The 15,662-nt window shown below is 42.4% G+C and carries 15 protein-coding genes and 1 pseudogene; 3 read left to right on the forward strand and 13 right to left on the reverse strand.

The window, feature by feature from the left end:
* Positions 1–119: 119 nt before the first annotated feature.
* From dltD to GMD1S_RS01600, 9 genes are all read right to left on the reverse strand, one after another.
* Complete coding sequence (gene dltD, locus GMD1S_RS01560) at positions 120–1,388, reverse strand: D-alanyl-lipoteichoic acid biosynthesis protein DltD (protein ID WP_000919834.1); 1,269 nt, start codon at positions 1,386–1,388, stop codon at positions 120–122.
* A complete protein-coding gene (gene dltC / locus GMD1S_RS01565) occupies positions 1,381–1,620 on the reverse strand; it encodes a D-alanine--poly(phosphoribitol) ligase subunit DltC (RefSeq protein ID WP_000351972.1) in 240 nt (79 codons plus the stop codon). The genes dltD and dltC overlap by 8 nt, the downstream gene beginning before the upstream one ends.
* Positions 1,621–1,633: 13 nt before the next feature.
* Positions 1,634–2,878, reverse strand: a complete 1,245-nt coding sequence (dltB, locus tag GMD1S_RS01570; RefSeq protein WP_000970394.1) for a D-alanyl-lipoteichoic acid biosynthesis protein DltB — start codon at positions 2,876–2,878, stop codon at positions 1,634–1,636.
* Complete coding sequence (dltA, locus tag GMD1S_RS01575; protein ID WP_008276430.1) at positions 2,875–4,425, reverse strand: D-alanine--poly(phosphoribitol) ligase subunit DltA; 1,551 nt, start codon at positions 4,423–4,425, stop codon at positions 2,875–2,877. Before dltA ends, dltB begins: the two co-directional genes overlap by 4 nt.
* Positions 4,426–4,445: 20 nt before the next feature.
* On the reverse strand, positions 4,446–4,577 hold the full coding sequence (locus GMD1S_RS01580; RefSeq protein WP_008276434.1) for a teichoic acid D-Ala incorporation-associated protein DltX: 132 nt from the start codon (positions 4,575–4,577) through the stop codon (positions 4,446–4,448).
* Positions 4,578–4,801: 224 nt separating this feature from the next.
* Positions 4,802–5,506: an MIP/aquaporin family protein gene (locus GMD1S_RS01585; RefSeq protein ID WP_000975167.1), complete on the reverse strand. Its 705-nt coding sequence runs from the start codon at positions 5,504–5,506 to the stop codon at positions 4,802–4,804.
* A gap of 70 nt (positions 5,507–5,576) precedes the next feature.
* Positions 5,577–7,403, reverse strand: coding sequence for a type 1 glycerol-3-phosphate oxidase (gene glpO, locus GMD1S_RS01590; RefSeq protein WP_000395889.1), 1,827 nt, complete (start codon positions 7,401–7,403; stop codon positions 5,577–5,579).
* A 41-nt stretch (positions 7,404–7,444) separates the two neighbouring features.
* The gene (glpK, locus tag GMD1S_RS01595) at positions 7,445–8,953 is read right to left on the reverse strand and encodes a glycerol kinase GlpK (protein ID WP_000076794.1); all 1,509 of its coding nucleotides are present in this window, start codon (positions 8,951–8,953) and stop codon (positions 7,445–7,447) included.
* A gap of 156 nt (positions 8,954–9,109) precedes the next feature.
* Complete coding sequence (locus GMD1S_RS01600) at positions 9,110–10,537, reverse strand: helix-turn-helix domain-containing protein (protein ID WP_000280554.1); 1,428 nt, start codon at positions 10,535–10,537, stop codon at positions 9,110–9,112.
* 164 nt (positions 10,538–10,701) lie between these two features.
* On the opposite strand from GMD1S_RS01600, the gene hslO reads away from it, so the two are divergent.
* Together hslO and dusB are read left to right on the forward strand one after the other, a co-directional pair.
* The gene (hslO, locus tag GMD1S_RS01605; protein ID WP_000357863.1) at positions 10,702–11,574 is read left to right on the forward strand and encodes an Hsp33 family molecular chaperone HslO; all 873 of its coding nucleotides are present in this window, start codon (positions 10,702–10,704) and stop codon (positions 11,572–11,574) included.
* Entirely contained in the window at positions 11,561–12,541 is a 981-nt protein-coding gene (dusB, locus tag GMD1S_RS01610) for a tRNA dihydrouridine synthase DusB (RefSeq protein ID WP_000183317.1), read from the forward strand. The genes hslO and dusB overlap by 14 nt, the downstream gene beginning before the upstream one ends.
* Before the next feature lie 67 nt (positions 12,542–12,608).
* Here the strand turns inward: dusB and GMD1S_RS01615 are convergent, their stop codons facing one another.
* Positions 12,609–13,292 carry a hypothetical protein gene (locus tag GMD1S_RS01615; RefSeq protein ID WP_000730896.1) on the reverse strand — a complete coding sequence of 228 codons (684 nt, stop codon included), beginning with the start codon at positions 13,290–13,292 and terminating at the stop codon, positions 12,609–12,611.
* Between the two features lie 263 nt (positions 13,293–13,555).
* On the opposite strand from GMD1S_RS01615, the gene GMD1S_RS01620 reads away from it, so the two are divergent.
* Positions 13,556–13,786 (forward strand): hypothetical protein, encoded by a 231-nt coding sequence (locus GMD1S_RS01620; RefSeq protein ID WP_000933131.1) that lies wholly within the window; start codon positions 13,556–13,558, stop codon positions 13,784–13,786.
* Positions 13,787–13,834: 48 nt separating this feature from the next.
* On the opposite strand, the gene GMD1S_RS01625 is transcribed toward GMD1S_RS01620, so the two are convergent.
* The 3 genes and pseudogenes from GMD1S_RS01625 to GMD1S_RS01635 form a co-directional block, all read right to left on the reverse strand.
* Positions 13,835–14,608: an NUDIX domain-containing protein gene (locus GMD1S_RS01625; protein WP_000785841.1), complete on the reverse strand. Its 774-nt coding sequence runs from the start codon at positions 14,606–14,608 to the stop codon at positions 13,835–13,837.
* Between the two features lies 1 nt (position 14,609).
* Positions 14,610–15,389, reverse strand: a complete 780-nt coding sequence (pnuC, locus tag GMD1S_RS01630; protein ID WP_000736880.1) for a nicotinamide riboside transporter PnuC — start codon at positions 15,387–15,389, stop codon at positions 14,610–14,612.
* A 9-nt stretch (positions 15,390–15,398) separates the two neighbouring features.
* Positions 15,399–15,662, reverse strand: a pseudogene (locus tag GMD1S_RS01635) (ATPase); the annotation flags it as partial.

Here is a 15,662-nt window from a genome sequence, read left to right on the forward strand (position 1 = left end):
TTCTCTTTTATATTATACGCTATTTCTAAAAATTTTGAAACTTTTGACCTATTTTCATCTTAAATATTCGCCATTTAAACAAAAAAGCTTGGGTTTAATTCCCAAACTTTTAGACCATTCTATTTGAAATCTTTGATGTTCCCATCATAGGTCGCCCAGTCCTTGCTAAAGAAGCGGTCATTCATCTTGTAGTCTGGAGCTGGTTTCGGATCCGTCAAGAAAGGATTGACAACCTTATCAAAAGCTAGCCAACCTAACCATCCTAGATGAATGGTATCCTTAACAAAATAAGGGTCCCCTCCATTTTTTGAAAAATCAGCAATATTGGTAAAACCCTGACTTTCTAATTGGTAACGAATTTTCTCCACTGCATGCTGGTACATCTCTTCACTGAGCCCTGTGTACTCCATCCACTTCTTGTTAACCGGCTGAATGACAAAGAGCACATTGACATTCGACTTAGCAAATTGATTGAGGACCAGCTGCAAATCATTGTATTCAGAGGACTTGAGGAAGTTGTAATTTTTTTGATACCCTTCCCATTTTTTTAAATCCTTTTGAATCTCTCTCGTATAGAAATGATTTTCCATCCCCATATCGTTATTGGTCGTATTTGCTTCTGCGTCCTTACGAACAATTTTTTCTAACTCATCATAAGAAAATTGATCCGGAAGATCTTTTAAATAGTTCTCCACGTGTTCCTTGTACTTGAGTTGTCCTCGAATGGAGAATTGTCCAAAGAGAGCGGATTGTTTTTCGTTGAATCGCGCAAAAATATCAATAGCAACCTGATCAACATCTGATAATTCTTCACCCTTTGACAGTTTTTGAACAATGCCTTTCAATGCAACATTAGGATTCTGCTTTAACAATCGAATAGCCGCATGCTTTGCAGCAATGTCACCAGATTGATTTCCCAAAAAAGCTGTTAATTGGTCACTGTTAAAAAATCTCTGAAACGCTGCGGGTTCATAATCTGTCTCCGTAAACCACTGAGGCGAAATCACAAATACAGCCTGCTTATTCTCTATTTCTGGCAAAATTTGCTGTAGACCAAAATATTGATTGAGAGAGGCTGCTCCTGCTTGACCTAGAAAGTAAGGACGATAGGGACGATGGTATTTTTCTGCTAAAACAGCTGGATGGACACTATCAAATCGAATCCATTCACTGGACCCTAGAAAAGGAATAAAACGCATATTTGGATCCGTAAGAGCCCTTACTTTTTGGCTTCTCTCTTTAAAACTCTCTGCACTAACAGAAGCCGCCGAGTATTTCTCCTCCGTCAGATTATGGCTTGTTGTACCTGGATAAAAAAAGATGAGTAGAAGAACCAAAAATCCAGCAATGAAGATAGGCCCGAAGATCAGCCACAAGCGTTTAAGCATTCTTCAACTCCGTAATACCTTCTACGATTTTATTAGCCGTATTCCAGTCATCACGACCGAACTCCGTCACTGGAACACGAATGTCAAAACGGTTTTCAATCTCCACAATCAATTCAACCGTTCCCATGCTATCCAAGACACCGGCATCAAAAAGATCTTCATCCATCATGTCAGAAACATCTTCCATAAACAACTCATCAATAATTTCAATAACTTCTGATTTGATATCCATTTTTTATATCCTTTTATTTTTTAAACCATAAATCATTCAAAAATCCAGAAAAGATTAAGAATGAAACCATCACGACATGGAAGGTGACAACCATGCCAAGCAACTGAATCCAGCGATTCTCAGGTAAGGAACCCTTTCCAGCTTTTTTCCGTTCTTTATTGAGCGCTTTTTTCTTACGAACCCAAGCGTCATTGATGACCAGCCCAATCCCATGAAAAAGTCCGTAGGCGATGTAGTACCAGGTCACACCATGCCAAAATCCCATAATCAGCATATTGAGAATATAGGCTACACTTGAGGTCACATTGCGATTTTTAAAGACCTTCTTTCTGGTCAACACCATGACCATCCGCATAAAGACAAAGTCACGGAACCAGAAAGACAGACTCATGTGCCAGCGATTCCAAAACTCTTTTAAATCCCTTGACAAAAAGGGCTTGTTAAAGTTGACAGGACTATGAATACCCATCAAGTTTGAAATGGCTAAGGCAAACATAGAGTAGCCCGCAAAGTCAAAGAAGAGCTCCAGACCAAAGGTGTACATGACCGCTAAAGCGTAGAGGTTAAAGAAACCACCTGTCTGCAAGGCCAAATTTTTCAGCGGAGGCAATAATGTCTCTCCTAAAATGTGAGCCAAGATAAACTTGTAGAGGAAGCCAAGCATGATATATTTGACAGCCTCTTCTAGCATATCCATCAGCTCATCCCGCTCAGGAATGGTCTCGTAATTTTCATTGAAGCGTTTAAAACGATCAATAGGACCACTTGAGAAAGTCGGCATAAAGAGAAGAAAACGTAAGAATTGCCAAATCGTTAAATCCTTGATGACACCGTCTCTCAACTCAACGATAACCCCAACTGCACGAAAGGTTAAGTAAGAAATCCCTAAAAATCCAAACAAAGATTGAGGTCCATGAATAGCAGGAGATACTTTCACAAAGACAATAGGCAATAGGGATAGAAAACTAACCAGGTAAAATATCCATTTACTATCCCGTTGTTTCCTGTACCTTTTGTAGAAAGATACAAGAAGTACTTGCCAGATAACATAAAGGATCAAAGCGCTTATTTGATTCGTCTTTCCACCAACCAACATGGTGACGATAAAGAAGAGACTAACGAGCACCTCGTACAAGGCAAAACGTTTCTTGAAAAAAAGACCGATAAAGATAGGTAAAGTTGCAACAATTACGTATAAAAAGTACTGAAGATCACCATAAGGTTCCAAATGAGGTAGCTGTTTATAAAGCTCCATCATCTACTGTTTACCTCGTTAATCAAGCTCTTGATATCAATTTTACCATTAGGCGTTAGCGGCAAACTATCTCGATAAAGAAACTTAGAAGGCATCATATAGGACATCATGATATCTGCTAGGTCTTCTTTGATAGCCTTGGTAATATCGATATCACGTTCAAACTGCTGACGGACACCGTCTTTTAGGATGACATAGGCCAATAGATTTTGCACCTTGTGGTCCTTGTTATAACGTGGGACAGCAACAGCAGACTCGATAAAGCGAGACTTGTTGAGGTTTTGAGAGACATCTTCAAGCTCAATGCGATAACCATTAAACTTAATCTGGAAATCCATGCGTCCACCATAGAGAAGCAAGCCCTCATCTGTCATGGTTCCTACATCCCCTGTGTGGTAGGCTGGTAGTCCTTCAAACTCAAAGAAAGCTTCTGCCGTTTTTTCAGGATTATTCATATAGCCTTTTGAAACAGCTGGCCCTGAAACGATAATTTCTCCTTGCTCACCATTTGGAACTTTCTTACCTTCCTCATCAATGATAAAGGTCGGAGAATCCGCCTTGGTATAGCCGATTGGCAGGCGTTTGAGAGTCGTCAACATCTCATCAGTGACGGCAACTGCTGACAAAGCTACTGTCGCTTCTGTTGGACCGTAGGCATTGATAATACGGGCATCTGGGAATCGCTCGCGCAGTTTTTGAGCCGTTTTGACTGTCAATTCTTCCCCATCAAAGTAGAAATGCGTGATGTCAGGCATTTTCTCGCTGTTGAAGTCTTCAGACAACATGGCCATATCCGCAAAGGATGGTGTTGATGTCCAGATAGCGATTGGCAATGAAAAGATGGTCGCAAAGAGTTGCTTAAAGTCCTGAGTGATGGCTGAAGGAAGAGCGAAGAGCGTACCACCTAGTGCCAAGGTCGGCGCCCAGTACATGACAGACAGGTCAAAAGAATAAGGTGGCTGAGCCAGCATTTGTGGACGACTTGGCGTCGCAAATTCCTTGTCTGTAATCATCCAGTTGGTAAAGCTGAGGAGATTGTCATGGGAAATCTGCACTCCTTTAGGCTTACCAGTCGTACCAGAAGTAAAGATGATGTAGTAGTTGTCATCTCCCTTGACTGGATGGGTCATCTCGTAGCTAGAAGCTTGAGCAAAGGCTTCATGGACTTGCTCTAAATTCAGTATTGGTATACTTGTCTGCTCTAATGGAAAATCTGAAATAGCAATAATCAAGCTCGGTTCTGCAACTTCTACGATAGCAGAAACTCGTTCCAAGGCCGAATGGCTATCAATTGGAATGTAGGCATGGCCTGACTTAGTTAGCGCTACAAAGGTAGCCAACATCTCATATTCCTGACCACCAAAAACGACGACTGGAGATTTCTCAGGCAAGCCTAGTTGGTCGATAGCTGCAGCCAAACTATCCGAATCAGCCTTCAGATCACCATAAGTATGCTCTTGCCCCAAAACATTGTAAACTGGATAACTGGCTTGTGTCTGAGCAAAGTGCTCAATCGTTTCAATCATATCTTTTATCGGTTTATTAAACACTGTTCCTCTTCTCCTTTAAACTAGAACTCATTATAAATAAAGGTGCCTTGGCTCTGACCAAGGTAACTAAAAAAATAAAGCAAACCAAGTAAGATTACAAAATATAGAGCCGTCCGGCCTAAGAATACATGTAAATTTCGTTGTTTTTTCATAAGCTATCCATTAATATATTATTTCTATTAACTATCAGTATGTATTGTTAGTATCTTATCTTCCTAACATTTTACCACTTTATCAACCTTTTTTTCAACTGTTTACCATAACTTAAAAATTGGTTTTAGCTTATTTTAAGATAAGTTAAAATATTAATGTTTTGGCCATCAAAAAAGAGCCTGAGATTTTCATCTCAAACTCTGTTGCCAATAACTCTTTTATCTTAGAAAAGTGAAAATACGAGAACTGCTAGGGCCGCTCCGAGGATAGGTCCTACAACAGGAATCCAAGCATAAGACCAGTCTCCATCTCCCTTGTTTGGAATTGGAAGAATGCTGTGCATGATACGAGGTCCAAGGTCACGAGCTGGGTTCAAGGCATAACCCGTTGTCCCACCTAGTGAAAGACCGATACCAACAATCAAGGTCCCCACTGCAAAGGTCCCTAAACCGGCTTGAAGGTCATAGAGCCCCAAGGCAAAGATTGTCAAGAGCAAAACAAAGGTTCCAAGGATTTCGCTGATCAAGTTGGATACTGTATTCTTGATTGCTGGTCCAGTACTAAAGGTCGCTAAGATATTCCCTGCATTTTCTTCTGCCTCATAATGTGGTTTGAATTGCAACCAAACCAAAATCTGAGCCACCATCGCTCCTGCGAATTGGGCTAGGATATAAGGGAAAACAGAACCCCAAGAGAGTGTTCCTTTTAAGGCCATAGCAAACGTCACAGCTGGATTTAGGTGGGCTGGACTGAGCGTGCCAGATACAAAGGCCGCAACGGCTACAGCAATTCCCCATCCCATAGTAATCACAATCCATCCTGAATTGTTGCTCTTAGTTTTGGGAAGAACCACACCTGCAACAACACCATTTCCTAGGAAAATCAGGATTAAGGTCCCCAAAAATTCTCCAAATAATTCTTTCATCATATCTTTGTCTCCATTTAAAAGAAGGAGAGAGAAGGCAAGGAAGGCTTGTCTCCCTCTCTTCTAGTTTCTCTTAATTTTTCAATTCCGCTAGATCGTTGTTAGTAAGGGCTGCTTCAACATCCGCACGATAAGTTGCTTTTTCTTCATCAGACCAGTCATAGAATCGTCCCATTTCATCCAGAACTGGCTCAACGATGCTATCTAAACTATCACGCATAAAGAGCATGTGGTTGGTACGACGAAGAAGAAAGTCAACTGGGCTCAGAGCCAACTCATTGCGCATTGCATAGTGAAGTGACAAAGTGTCTGCCAAGCTGAGTCCTGGCGCTTGTTCCAAGCTGTGAGCAAGGGCAAAGACTTTCGGTGCATTTGAACCGTAAAGATTTGCAAGATAGTGGGCTTCCTTGCTATCCAAACCACGTGAAACTCCAAGTTGAGCAAAGGCTTCGATTTCTGAGTCCACATTTGCTGGGTTCAATTCTCCACCTGAAACAGGATAAGTCTTCGAGTTAATGAGTTTAAAGCTGCGGTCAAATTCGGCTTTGAGGATATCGACTACGCGCTCCATAGCTCCTTCAGCCATCTTACGGTAGTCTGTAATTTTACCACCAGCAAGGGTCAAAAGACCATTATCATCACGATCCAAGCTCGAACCACGAGAAACTGCAGATGGGTCCAAATGTTTCTCAGATGTGCTGCTTTCAAGCTTGCTGACAGCAGATTCAACATCTTCACGTGTTTTTTCTTTCGATAGATAAGCTTCGACAGTCGCAATCAAGTTGTTAAAGCTTTCGTCGCTAATGGTTCCGTTATTTCCGCCATTGTAGTCAGAAGCGCTATTGCCTGCAATCAATGGACGAAGACCTGCCCAGCTACTTTCGATATCATCAATGGTGATGTTGGCTTCTGGGAAGCGGTTGTTGACAATACCAAGTAGATAATCTACATCTTCCTGAGTCACTTTTGGATGTTCCAAATCGCCTGTGTAGTCTGTATCCGTTGTACCAAAGTAAGTCTTGTTTTCACGTGGGAGAACAAAGACCATACGACCATCTCCCAAACCTGTGTCAAAGTAAACCGGCTGTGAAACCTTGATCTTGCTTGAATCCACTACCAAGTGCACTCCCTTAGTTGGACGCATTTGTGAGAATTGGGTTCCCTTATTAGACAAATTACGCACCTTGTCGCTCCAAGGACCTGTTGTATTAATCACCAGACGAGCCTTAATTTCAAAGACTTGGTCTGTTAACAAATCACGAGCTACAACACCTGTAATCTTGCCATTTTCATCAAAGAGGAAGCCTTCTGCCTTAACATGGTTGGCAATGAGAGCACCGTCTTGGTTGGCACGTTTGATGTTTTCAATCACGAGACGCGCATCGTTGTTACGGAAGTCAAGATAAACCCCACCTCCTACCAAACCTTCTTTCTTCAAGTTTGGCTGGCGTTCCAAGACTTGATCCTTGCTCAAGACCTTGTTAGCAGCTGGTGTGTTGCTAACACCTGCCAAAAGGTCATACAAGTCCATGGCTACTTTGAGACGGAAAAGGCTAAAGGTCGCTCCATCCTCATCGTAAACTGGCAAGAGCATTGGATCTGGTTTTGGAATATGTGGAGCAATTTGTTGAACCACCGCACGTTCAGAAACTGTATCTGACACCACTTCTACGTCGAATTGTTTGAGGTAACGCAGGCCTCCGTGGACCAATTTTGTTGAACGGCTGGATGTCCCTTCTGCGAAGTCCTGCATTTCAATCAAACCAGTATCAAGACCACTGGCTGCCGCCTGCAAGGCTACCCCAGCACCGGTAATCCCACCACCAATAATCAGGAGGTCCAGGGTGCGTTCCTGCATTTTTTTAATTGATAATTCTCGTGTTTTCTTTGAAAATTCCATATTTACACACTTTCTAACTGAGTCGCTTTATTCTTCCAGTATTAGTCATCGATTTCCGCAAAGACTTGAGTTGCTTTCACAGCCTTCTTCCAGCCCTTATAAAGTTGTTCCTTACGAGATTCGTTCATCGATGGTTCGAAGAGTTCTCCTGTCTCATTCAAGAGTTTCAACTCATCCAAATCCTTCCAGTAACCCACTGACAATCCTGCCAGGAAGGCTGCACCTAGGGCAGTTGTTTCCAAGTTTTTAGCACGGGCAATATCGATTCCCAAAATGTCAGCCTGGAACTGCATGAGGAAGTTGTTCATGGCTGCACCACCATCTACCTTCAAGACTTGGATAGCTGTCTGCGCATCCACTTGCATGGTGTCGATGATGTCGCGTACTTGGTAAGCGATGGATTGCAGAGTAGCCTTGATAAAGTCTTCTTTGCTTGTTCCACGAGTTAAGCCAAAGACTGAACCACGAGCATTTTGATTCCAGTATGGAGCCCCTAGACCTGTAAAGGCAGGTACGACATAAACTTCGTCATTGTTGTGAGAATTGAGAGCATATTTTTCAGACTCTGGTGAATTTTCAACCATGCGAAGTCCATCACGAAGCCACTGAATGGCACTTCCTGCGATGAAGATAGAACCTTCCAAGGCATAGTAAACCTTGCCGTTGATTCCGTAACCAATGGTTGTCAAAAGGTTGTTTTCAGACAACTGCATCTCTTCACCAGTGTTCATAATGATGAAAGAACCTGTTCCATAAGTATTCTTGACCATCCCTGGTTCAAAGGCCAACTGACCGAAGAGGGCTGCCTGTTGGTCCCCAGCCATACCTGAAATTGGCACTTCTCCACCGTAGAAATGGAATGGAGCAGTCTTGCCGTAGATTTCAGAGTTAGAACGAACTTCTGGAAGCATAGCCTTAGGAATGTTGAGGATTTCCAAAATCTCATCATCCCATTTAAGATCCTTGATGTTATAGAGCATGGTACGAGCTGCGTTTGAGTAGTCAGTTACGTGAGCTGCGCCGTCAGTCAATTTCCAAACCAGCCAAGTATCAATGGTACCAAAGAGCAATTCACCCTTTTCAGCTCGCTCTTGAGCGCCTTCTACATGGTCCAAAATCCAACGAACCTTGGTTGCAGAGAAGTAAGCATCGATGATCAAACCAGTCTTTTCATGGAATTTTTCCACATAACCTTGGCTTTTTAGTTGTTCAGCCAAAGGAGCAGTTTGGCGTGATTGCCAAACGATAGCATTGTAGATAGGGAGACCTGTTTTCTTATCCCAGACGACAGTTGTTTCACGCTGGTTGGTAATCCCGATGGCCTCGATTTGACTTGGTTTCACACCACTTTCGATGAAAGCACCCGCGATAACTGACTGAACAGAGTTCCAAATTTCATTGGCATTGTGCTCAACCCAACCTGCTTGAGGGAAAATCTGAGTGAACTCTTTTTGACTAGAGCTGACCTTTTCTCCTTTTTTGTTAAAAATGATGGCACGAGAACTGGTAGTTCCTTGGTCAATGGCCATGATGTATTTTTCTTGTGACATGTGCTGTCCTCCTGATAAAATCTTGAGGGGGTTCCTCTTTACAGTAACTAGTATACAAAATAAAGCGCTTTCTTGTTTATCAATTTTTTTTAAATTTTAAAAAAATGTGAGGAGATTGTGCGAATTTCACAAAAAAGACCTGAAAACTCAGGTCTTTTAGGCAAATAGCATCTGACGGATCGTAGCTAAATCTTCCATATCCAAATCATTTTTCAAATAGTAGATAGGTGTTTGTTCTTTCTTATGGATAGGGTTGTTAGTAATTAACAAATCATAATGTCGACTGGGGTCATAGGCTTCAATAGTAATGAAACGATTGTATTCCAAATACCGTTTCAAAATGGCAGCCATCCTAGAAAAGACAAGGAAACCAGATGTCAAATCCAGACCAATCCTCATATGTTGGCCACCATTTTCTGCCATATACTCTATCAACTGGAGCCATTCCCAGAGAATTTTCTTATCCAAATCCGTTCCCTGATGAAAGGCTGGCAAGATATGAAAAATTCTCTCTGCAGTCCCTTTAAAATCATGTTCCATCAGCAAATAGGGATGGCGATTCTCTGTCTGGTATCTGTACTGATCTTGTAAAATATAGCCCTTGTATAGATAAATTTGACCACAGAGCTGGCTGAGTTCATAGGTGACATGGTCCTCTGTGTAGTCCCCCAGCAGCTCCTCCTTCTTCATCTCTTGAATCAATTGCGTCAGCAAATCAGCTAATTGCCCACCAAAACCAAGGATATACTCCATAGTATGAAGGGGCAAAATACGATGGGAAAGGAGAAATGAAAAGAATACCATCATCTCACCATCCTCAGTTCCTAGAGGGATATGTTGCCCAGCAAAAAAGGACGAAGCCTTTCGAAGCAAACGAAGATAGAAAATATTGTCAAAATACCCTCGCATTTTTTCTTCTATAACCTGAAACTGACAGGCATTGACCCGAAGACGCTGTTGACTGATATGAGCCCAGAGAACCAAGTCCAATTTCTGCCCCGAAGACAAGCTAGCACCGCAGATTTCTTCTAGGGTAGCAATCTCTTGTTTTCTCTCAGCTTTCTGCATGTGACCTTCCCACTCCTGACTGGACCAAATCTTGCGGAAAAGACAGAAATAGAAATAGCGAATCTGATGCTCCGGACCTCGCCAACGGCCATTTTGGATGGATAAGTCAAACTCTGACAAAATCTGATTTAGACTAGCTAAGTGGCGACCAAGCGTGGCCTCGCTAATCATCAATTCTTGAGCCAACTGATGAGCTAGAAACTGTTGGTGATAGAGAAGGTAAACCAAAATTTGGTACTTAATGGCATTGTCTAGAAACAAGCTCCGAATCTCTCTCCCCTTGGTAGCTGCACCAATCGACAGACGCAGATTTTCATCTTCCAAATGGATGGTCAGCTCTAAACCTCTTTCCAAGGCATTTTCGTTAATCAGAGAAATGTACTTGGTTAAGGTCGCCTTTGAAAAACCTGTTTCTTCCATGGCTTCCTTGACGGTTGTCTGCGAATCTTGTAATAGAAAGGAAAGGACTAAAAATTGACCAGATTCTGCTTTTTCCATCAAATCGCCTAAATACATTTGTTACCCCTTTCATTTTCTCCTACAAGAATAGCATAAATCTTAGAAATGCGGAAATAATCTGTTTCTCATTTTATTTTAAAGTTGATTTCCTCGTCATTATTCCAGAGAAACAGCAAACACACGACTCCCCCTTTAGGCATTTTTATGCTAAAATAGTAGCTATGGATAAAATTATTAAAACTATATCAGAAAGCGGCGCCTTTCGTGCTTTTGTCCTTGATAGCACTGAAACCGTCCGCACTGCTCAAGAAAAACATCAAACTCAAGCCAGTTCAACCGTTGCACTTGGCCGTACCCTTATCGCTAGCCAAATTCTCGCAGCCAATGAAAAAGGAAATACCAAACTAACTGTTAAAGTTCTTGGAACCAGCTCTCTCGGTGCCATCATCACGGTCGCAGATACCAAGGGCAACGTCAAAGGTTACGTTCAAAATCCAGGCGTTGACATCAAAAAGACTGCAACGGGTGAAGTCCTAGTCGGACCTTTTGTTGGAAACGGTCAATTTCTCGTTATCACAGACTACGGTACTGGAAATCCTTACAACTCCATGACTCCTCTCATTTCTGGGGAAATCGGTGAAGACTTGGCCTATTACCTTACTGAAAGCCAACAAACCCCTTCAGCAGTCGGCCTCAATGTTCTTTTGGATAAAGACGACAAGGTCAAAGTTGCCGGAGGTTTCCTTCTCCAAGTATTGCCAGGGGCCAAGGAAGAAGAGATTGCCCGCTTTGAAAAACGCATCCAAGAAATGCCAGCCATCTCAACCCTTCTAGAAAGCGATGACCATATCGAATCCCTTCTCAAGGCCATCTATGGTGACGAATCTTACAAACGCCTATCTGAAGAAGAAATTCGTTTCCAATGTGACTGCAGCAAAGACCGTTTTATGAACGCTCTTGCCAGCCTTCCAAATTCAGACCTTGAAGAAATGAAAGAGGAAGACCACGGGGCAGAAATCACTTGTCAATTCTGCCAAACAACTTATAACTTTAATGAAAACGACCTGGAGGAACTCATTCGTGACAAATCTTAATACACCTTTTATGATTGGCAATGTTGAGATTCCCAATCGTACTGTTTTAGCACCCATGGCTGGTGTCACCAACTCAGCCTTTCGTACCATCGCAAAAGAGCTCGGGGCTGGACTCGTTGTGATGGAAATGGTCTCTGACAAAGGAATCCAATACAACAACGAAAAAACTCTACACATGCTTCACATCGATGAAGGCGAAAACCCCGTTTCTATCCAACTCTTTGGTAGCGATGAAGACAGCCTAGCACGCGCAGCAGAATTCATCCAAGAAAATACCAAAACTGATATCGTTGATATCAACATGGGCTGCCCTGTCAACAAAATCGTGAAAAACGAAGCTGGTGCTATGTGGCTCAAGGATCCAGACAAGATCTACTCTATTATCAACAAGGTCCAATCTGTCCTTGATATCCCCCTCACTGTCAAAATGCGCACTGGCTGGTCTGATCCATCCCTAGCCGTGGAGAATGCCCTCGCAGCTGAGGCTGCAGGTGTCTCTGCCCTCGCTATGCACGGCCGTACCCGTGAACAAATGTACACAGGTCACGCAGACCTTGAGACTCTTCACAAGGTCGCTCAAGCTCTGACCAAGATTCCATTTATCGCAAATGGTGATATCCGTACGGTACAAGAAGCTAAACAGCGTATCGAAGAAGTCGGTGCTGACGCTGTCATGATTGGTCGCGCAGCCATGGGAAATCCCTACCTCTTCAATCAAATCAACCACTACTTTGAAACAGGAGAAATTCTCCCTGATTTGACTTTTGAAGACAAGATGAAAATCGCCTACGAACATTTGAAACGCTTGATTAACCTCAAAGGAGAAAACGTAGCCGTTCGTGAATTCCGCGGCCTCGCTCCTCACTACCTCCGGGGGACATCTGGCGCTGCCAAACTTCGTGGAGCCATTTCACAAGCTAGCACCCTAGCAGAGATTGAAGCCCTCTTGCAATTAGACAAAGCATAATACACAAAAAAACCGTAACTCACTTGGAGTTTACGGTTTTTTAGATCCTAGGAAAACCTAGGTACTATTATTGAATCAAGGCAACGCTCGAAACTTTACCATCCGCACCTGTTGTAATTTGGATGATTTTTCCTCCACCGATTTTGGCATTATACTTGCCATCATCAAGGGTGTAAGAGTAGCCTCTGATAGAATAGTTTTCTTTCTTTCCATCTGCAGTTTCTACTGTAAATTGGCCCCCTGATGAAACCGTAATAGTTTCGCCATTTGCTCCCTTCCAGTTGCCTGCAGCTGCTGAGAAGTCACCATCGACCATGGTTAAAACACCCTTGTAGCGTTTGTTGTGTTCTGCTTGCTTGTCTTGAAGTTGGCGGTCAGTTGTTGGATCATAGCCTGACTGGTTAGACTGGGCTTGAGAGTCTTGCTGAGTTGAAGGTGCCTGAGATGGGGCTTGTTGACTAGGAGCTGCTTGTTCTTGTCTTGATTCAGGTGCTGGTTTCGCTTGTGACTGATCTGCCGTTGTAGAAGACTGACCAGAAGATGCCTGAGCTTTTTCAGATGAAGCTGAGCTTGAAGATTTTTGTGTCTTGCTTTCTTTGCTAGAAGAAGCTGCTTTAGAACTTGATGATTGACTTGTCTTTGCAGAGCTACTGGTTTGAGTGGATTCGTTTTTATTTCCACAAGCTCCTAGTAGCAAGGTAGAAGCCAATACAGTCGCTGCCATCAATTTGATATAGGTTTTCTTTTTCATTTTTCTACTCCTTTGTAACATTTTTGAAATGTTAGGAAATCTTTTTGTAATATAATTGTAACATTGAGCCTTGAATCTGTCAACTATTTAGAGAAACTATTTTAAAAAATTTCTCTCTACTATTTCTATTCGTAATAAAACAGAAAAATAGAAAATTTTTTAGATAAGAGTCCTATTTTTACATCACCTTTGTGTAATCGCTTGCATTGTGTTAGACAAAGGAATATAATAACATTGAAATAGAATATAGGAGGTATGCTCTTATGCTAAATAAGTATTACAAGTATCTTCCTTGGTTGATTTTGGGAACAATTGGCTCTTATCAATCAGCCACTTACTATGCGCGAACTGCATTTGATGTCTTCTATCTGACTATAATCTTTATGATTGTTTATATCGCTTTGTTATTTTTACATGAGAACTATCTCAAGTATCGATACAAAGACTTTTTTACTCACCTGTTGAGCAATTCTAAGAAAGATAGCCATTCATAAAAATGATGATAAATAAAGAGGTCGGGAACTTTGTCCCGACCTCACTTTTTATTTCAATCGATAGGTTTTTCTTGGTTTCTTTTTAGGCACTCGTTTGAGGCCGACTTCTTCTACATATTCGCCGTATTTTACGAGAAAGTTATTGCTGACGATGGGCCGACCGGGGTTGATGAGATTGACTAGTTCGGTTCCTTCATAGACAGTGAACTCCTCCTCCAGAAGATAAAGGAAGGTCGGATTCCAGTCGAGACGGCCTTGGATTCGTTTGATGGATTCTTGGATAATGGCATAATGGTCAAAGGCGAAGGCTCTCTCGTCCAGCTCGACTCCCTCAAGGTAGCATTTACCTGTCTGGAAATCAACATCTACAAAAACCACATCCTTGGCATCGTCACCTGCCTGAACGAGGTCTAAGGCACGACTAGGTAGGTACACTAAGTGGGCAATGGTCACTGTCCAGCCCCGTGGATCACGACCGGGGGTCGATACCGTCATCAATTGCTCGATTTTCTCCAAAGGTAGATCGAGATTGACTTCTTCTCTCACCTCGCGCTGACAGGCATGTGCAGCATCTTCTCCCTTGTCCATAAAGCCTCCAACCAAAGCCAAACAGTTTTGATAAGGGTGAGCCTTGCGACGGATTAGCAGGAGCTTGATCTTTCCTTCGACAAAGCAGTAGGCTACCATATCCACTGTCACACTTGGTTTTTCATATTGAGGGAGTTCCTGCTTGTAGTACCAGTCTAAAAACTCCTCCTGACTGGCATGGATTTCATAATATTCTTTTTCCGTCATCCCGGCTGGAATCTTTGTGTCTGCCATCTTATGCCTCCTTTCGAACTGCCTTGGTCCATTGATACCATCCCACTAGACTATTGAGTGTGTAAACCCAGTACATCCCTTGGATGTGGATATTTTCACCCCACCAGAGATAAATACTAAAGAGATTGGTTGCAATCCAGAAAATCCATTGCTCACGGTAGAGACGTGTCATCAAGAGCTGACCAACACCATTAGTCGCATCAGTAACACTATCACGGAAAGGACGGGCGCTATTGATACTTTGGTAAGCCAAGCCCATACCAATCCAGATAATAGCAGTCAAGGCCAAGTACTTGAGCCAATCAAGAACAGATAATTTCTTAGCTTCAAAGTGGGATTCTTCTGGTTTTCCTTGGTCGTTGATACGATTGGACAGCCAAGCATAGAGACCAATCGGCTGCATGACAAAGAAGTAAACAGTCGTTAAAACTTCACCATAAAAAGTCGCATTCATGGCCAAAATCAAATAGATAGCTGAGTTAATAGCCCCAAAAAGATAATTGCTTGCACGCCCTTCTGCTACCAAGATAACACAGACAATCCCAGTCCAAGATGCAAACAAGCTCAGCCAGTCATGACTTTCCGTATTTTGTGTAAACTCCAAGATCAAGGGAACACTTGACAAGGCGATGAGATACAACCACTGGAAAGGACTACGGCCGACAAAGAGATCTTTCCATAGCAAGCGCATGATTCCTGCAAAACCGATCTTGCGGGCTTCTGCATGGACATTTTTAAAGTTTTCGATAAATTGTGTGATTTTTTCAGTTAGCTTTTTCATATTTTTCTCCTAATCTGCTTGGTAAATGGCATCAATAGCCACTTTTGCTGCTTCATAATTGCCTAGATAATCCTCTGCTAGATAAACTAAAGGAATAGTCGTTAAGTATCTCTCCCTCATCTCATCCAAATGCTGGGAAAAACTGTAGCGAATGTGGTCCTCTGCCATGGTCATATCTCTAAATCCGTCATTGACATAGGAACCGATAGGTTGCACGAAGAGAATCAAGTCCCATTTTTCCTTGGCCAAGATCGAAACAAAGAGATTGTCAAA

The sequence above is a fragment of the Streptococcus sp. GMD1S genome (assembly GCF_000296875.1).
Lineage (GTDB): Bacteria > Bacillota > Bacilli > Lactobacillales > Streptococcaceae > Streptococcus.

What these genes read in the sequence shown, in the direction of transcription:
- dltD (WP_000919834.1), bottom strand. Translation starts at nt 1,388, where the DNA reads ATGCTTAAACGCTTGTGGCTGATCTTCGGGCCTATCTTCATTGCTGGA.
- dltC (WP_000351972.1), bottom strand. Translation starts at nt 1,620, where the DNA reads ATGGATATCAAATCAGAAGTTATTGAAATTATTGATGAGTTGTTTATG.
- dltB (WP_000970394.1), bottom strand. Translation starts at nt 2,878, where the DNA reads ATGATGGAGCTTTATAAACAGCTACCTCATTTGGAACCTTATGGTGAT.
- GMD1S_RS01580 (WP_008276434.1), bottom strand. Translation starts at nt 4,577, where the DNA reads ATGAAAAAACAACGAAATTTACATGTATTCTTAGGCCGGACGGCTCTA.
- GMD1S_RS01585 (WP_000975167.1), bottom strand. Translation starts at nt 5,506, where the DNA reads ATGATGAAAGAATTATTTGGAGAATTTTTGGGGACCTTAATCCTGATT.
- glpO (WP_000395889.1), bottom strand. Translation starts at nt 7,403, where the DNA reads ATGGAATTTTCAAAGAAAACACGAGAATTATCAATTAAAAAAATGCAG.
- glpK (WP_000076794.1), bottom strand. Translation starts at nt 8,953, where the DNA reads ATGTCACAAGAAAAATACATCATGGCCATTGACCAAGGAACTACCAGT.
- GMD1S_RS01600 (WP_000280554.1), bottom strand. Translation starts at nt 10,537, where the DNA reads ATGTATTTAGGCGATTTGATGGAAAAAGCAGAATCTGGTCAATTTTTA.
- hslO (WP_000357863.1), top strand. Translation starts at nt 10,702, where the DNA reads ATGGATAAAATTATTAAAACTATATCAGAAAGCGGCGCCTTTCGTGCT.
- GMD1S_RS01615 (WP_000730896.1), bottom strand. Translation starts at nt 13,292, where the DNA reads ATGAAAAAGAAAACCTATATCAAATTGATGGCAGCGACTGTATTGGCT.
- GMD1S_RS01620 (WP_000933131.1), top strand. Translation starts at nt 13,556, where the DNA reads ATGCTAAATAAGTATTACAAGTATCTTCCTTGGTTGATTTTGGGAACA.
- GMD1S_RS01625 (WP_000785841.1), bottom strand. Translation starts at nt 14,608, where the DNA reads ATGGCAGACACAAAGATTCCAGCCGGGATGACGGAAAAAGAATATTAT.
- pnuC (WP_000736880.1), bottom strand. Translation starts at nt 15,389, where the DNA reads ATGAAAAAGCTAACTGAAAAAATCACACAATTTATCGAAAACTTTAAA.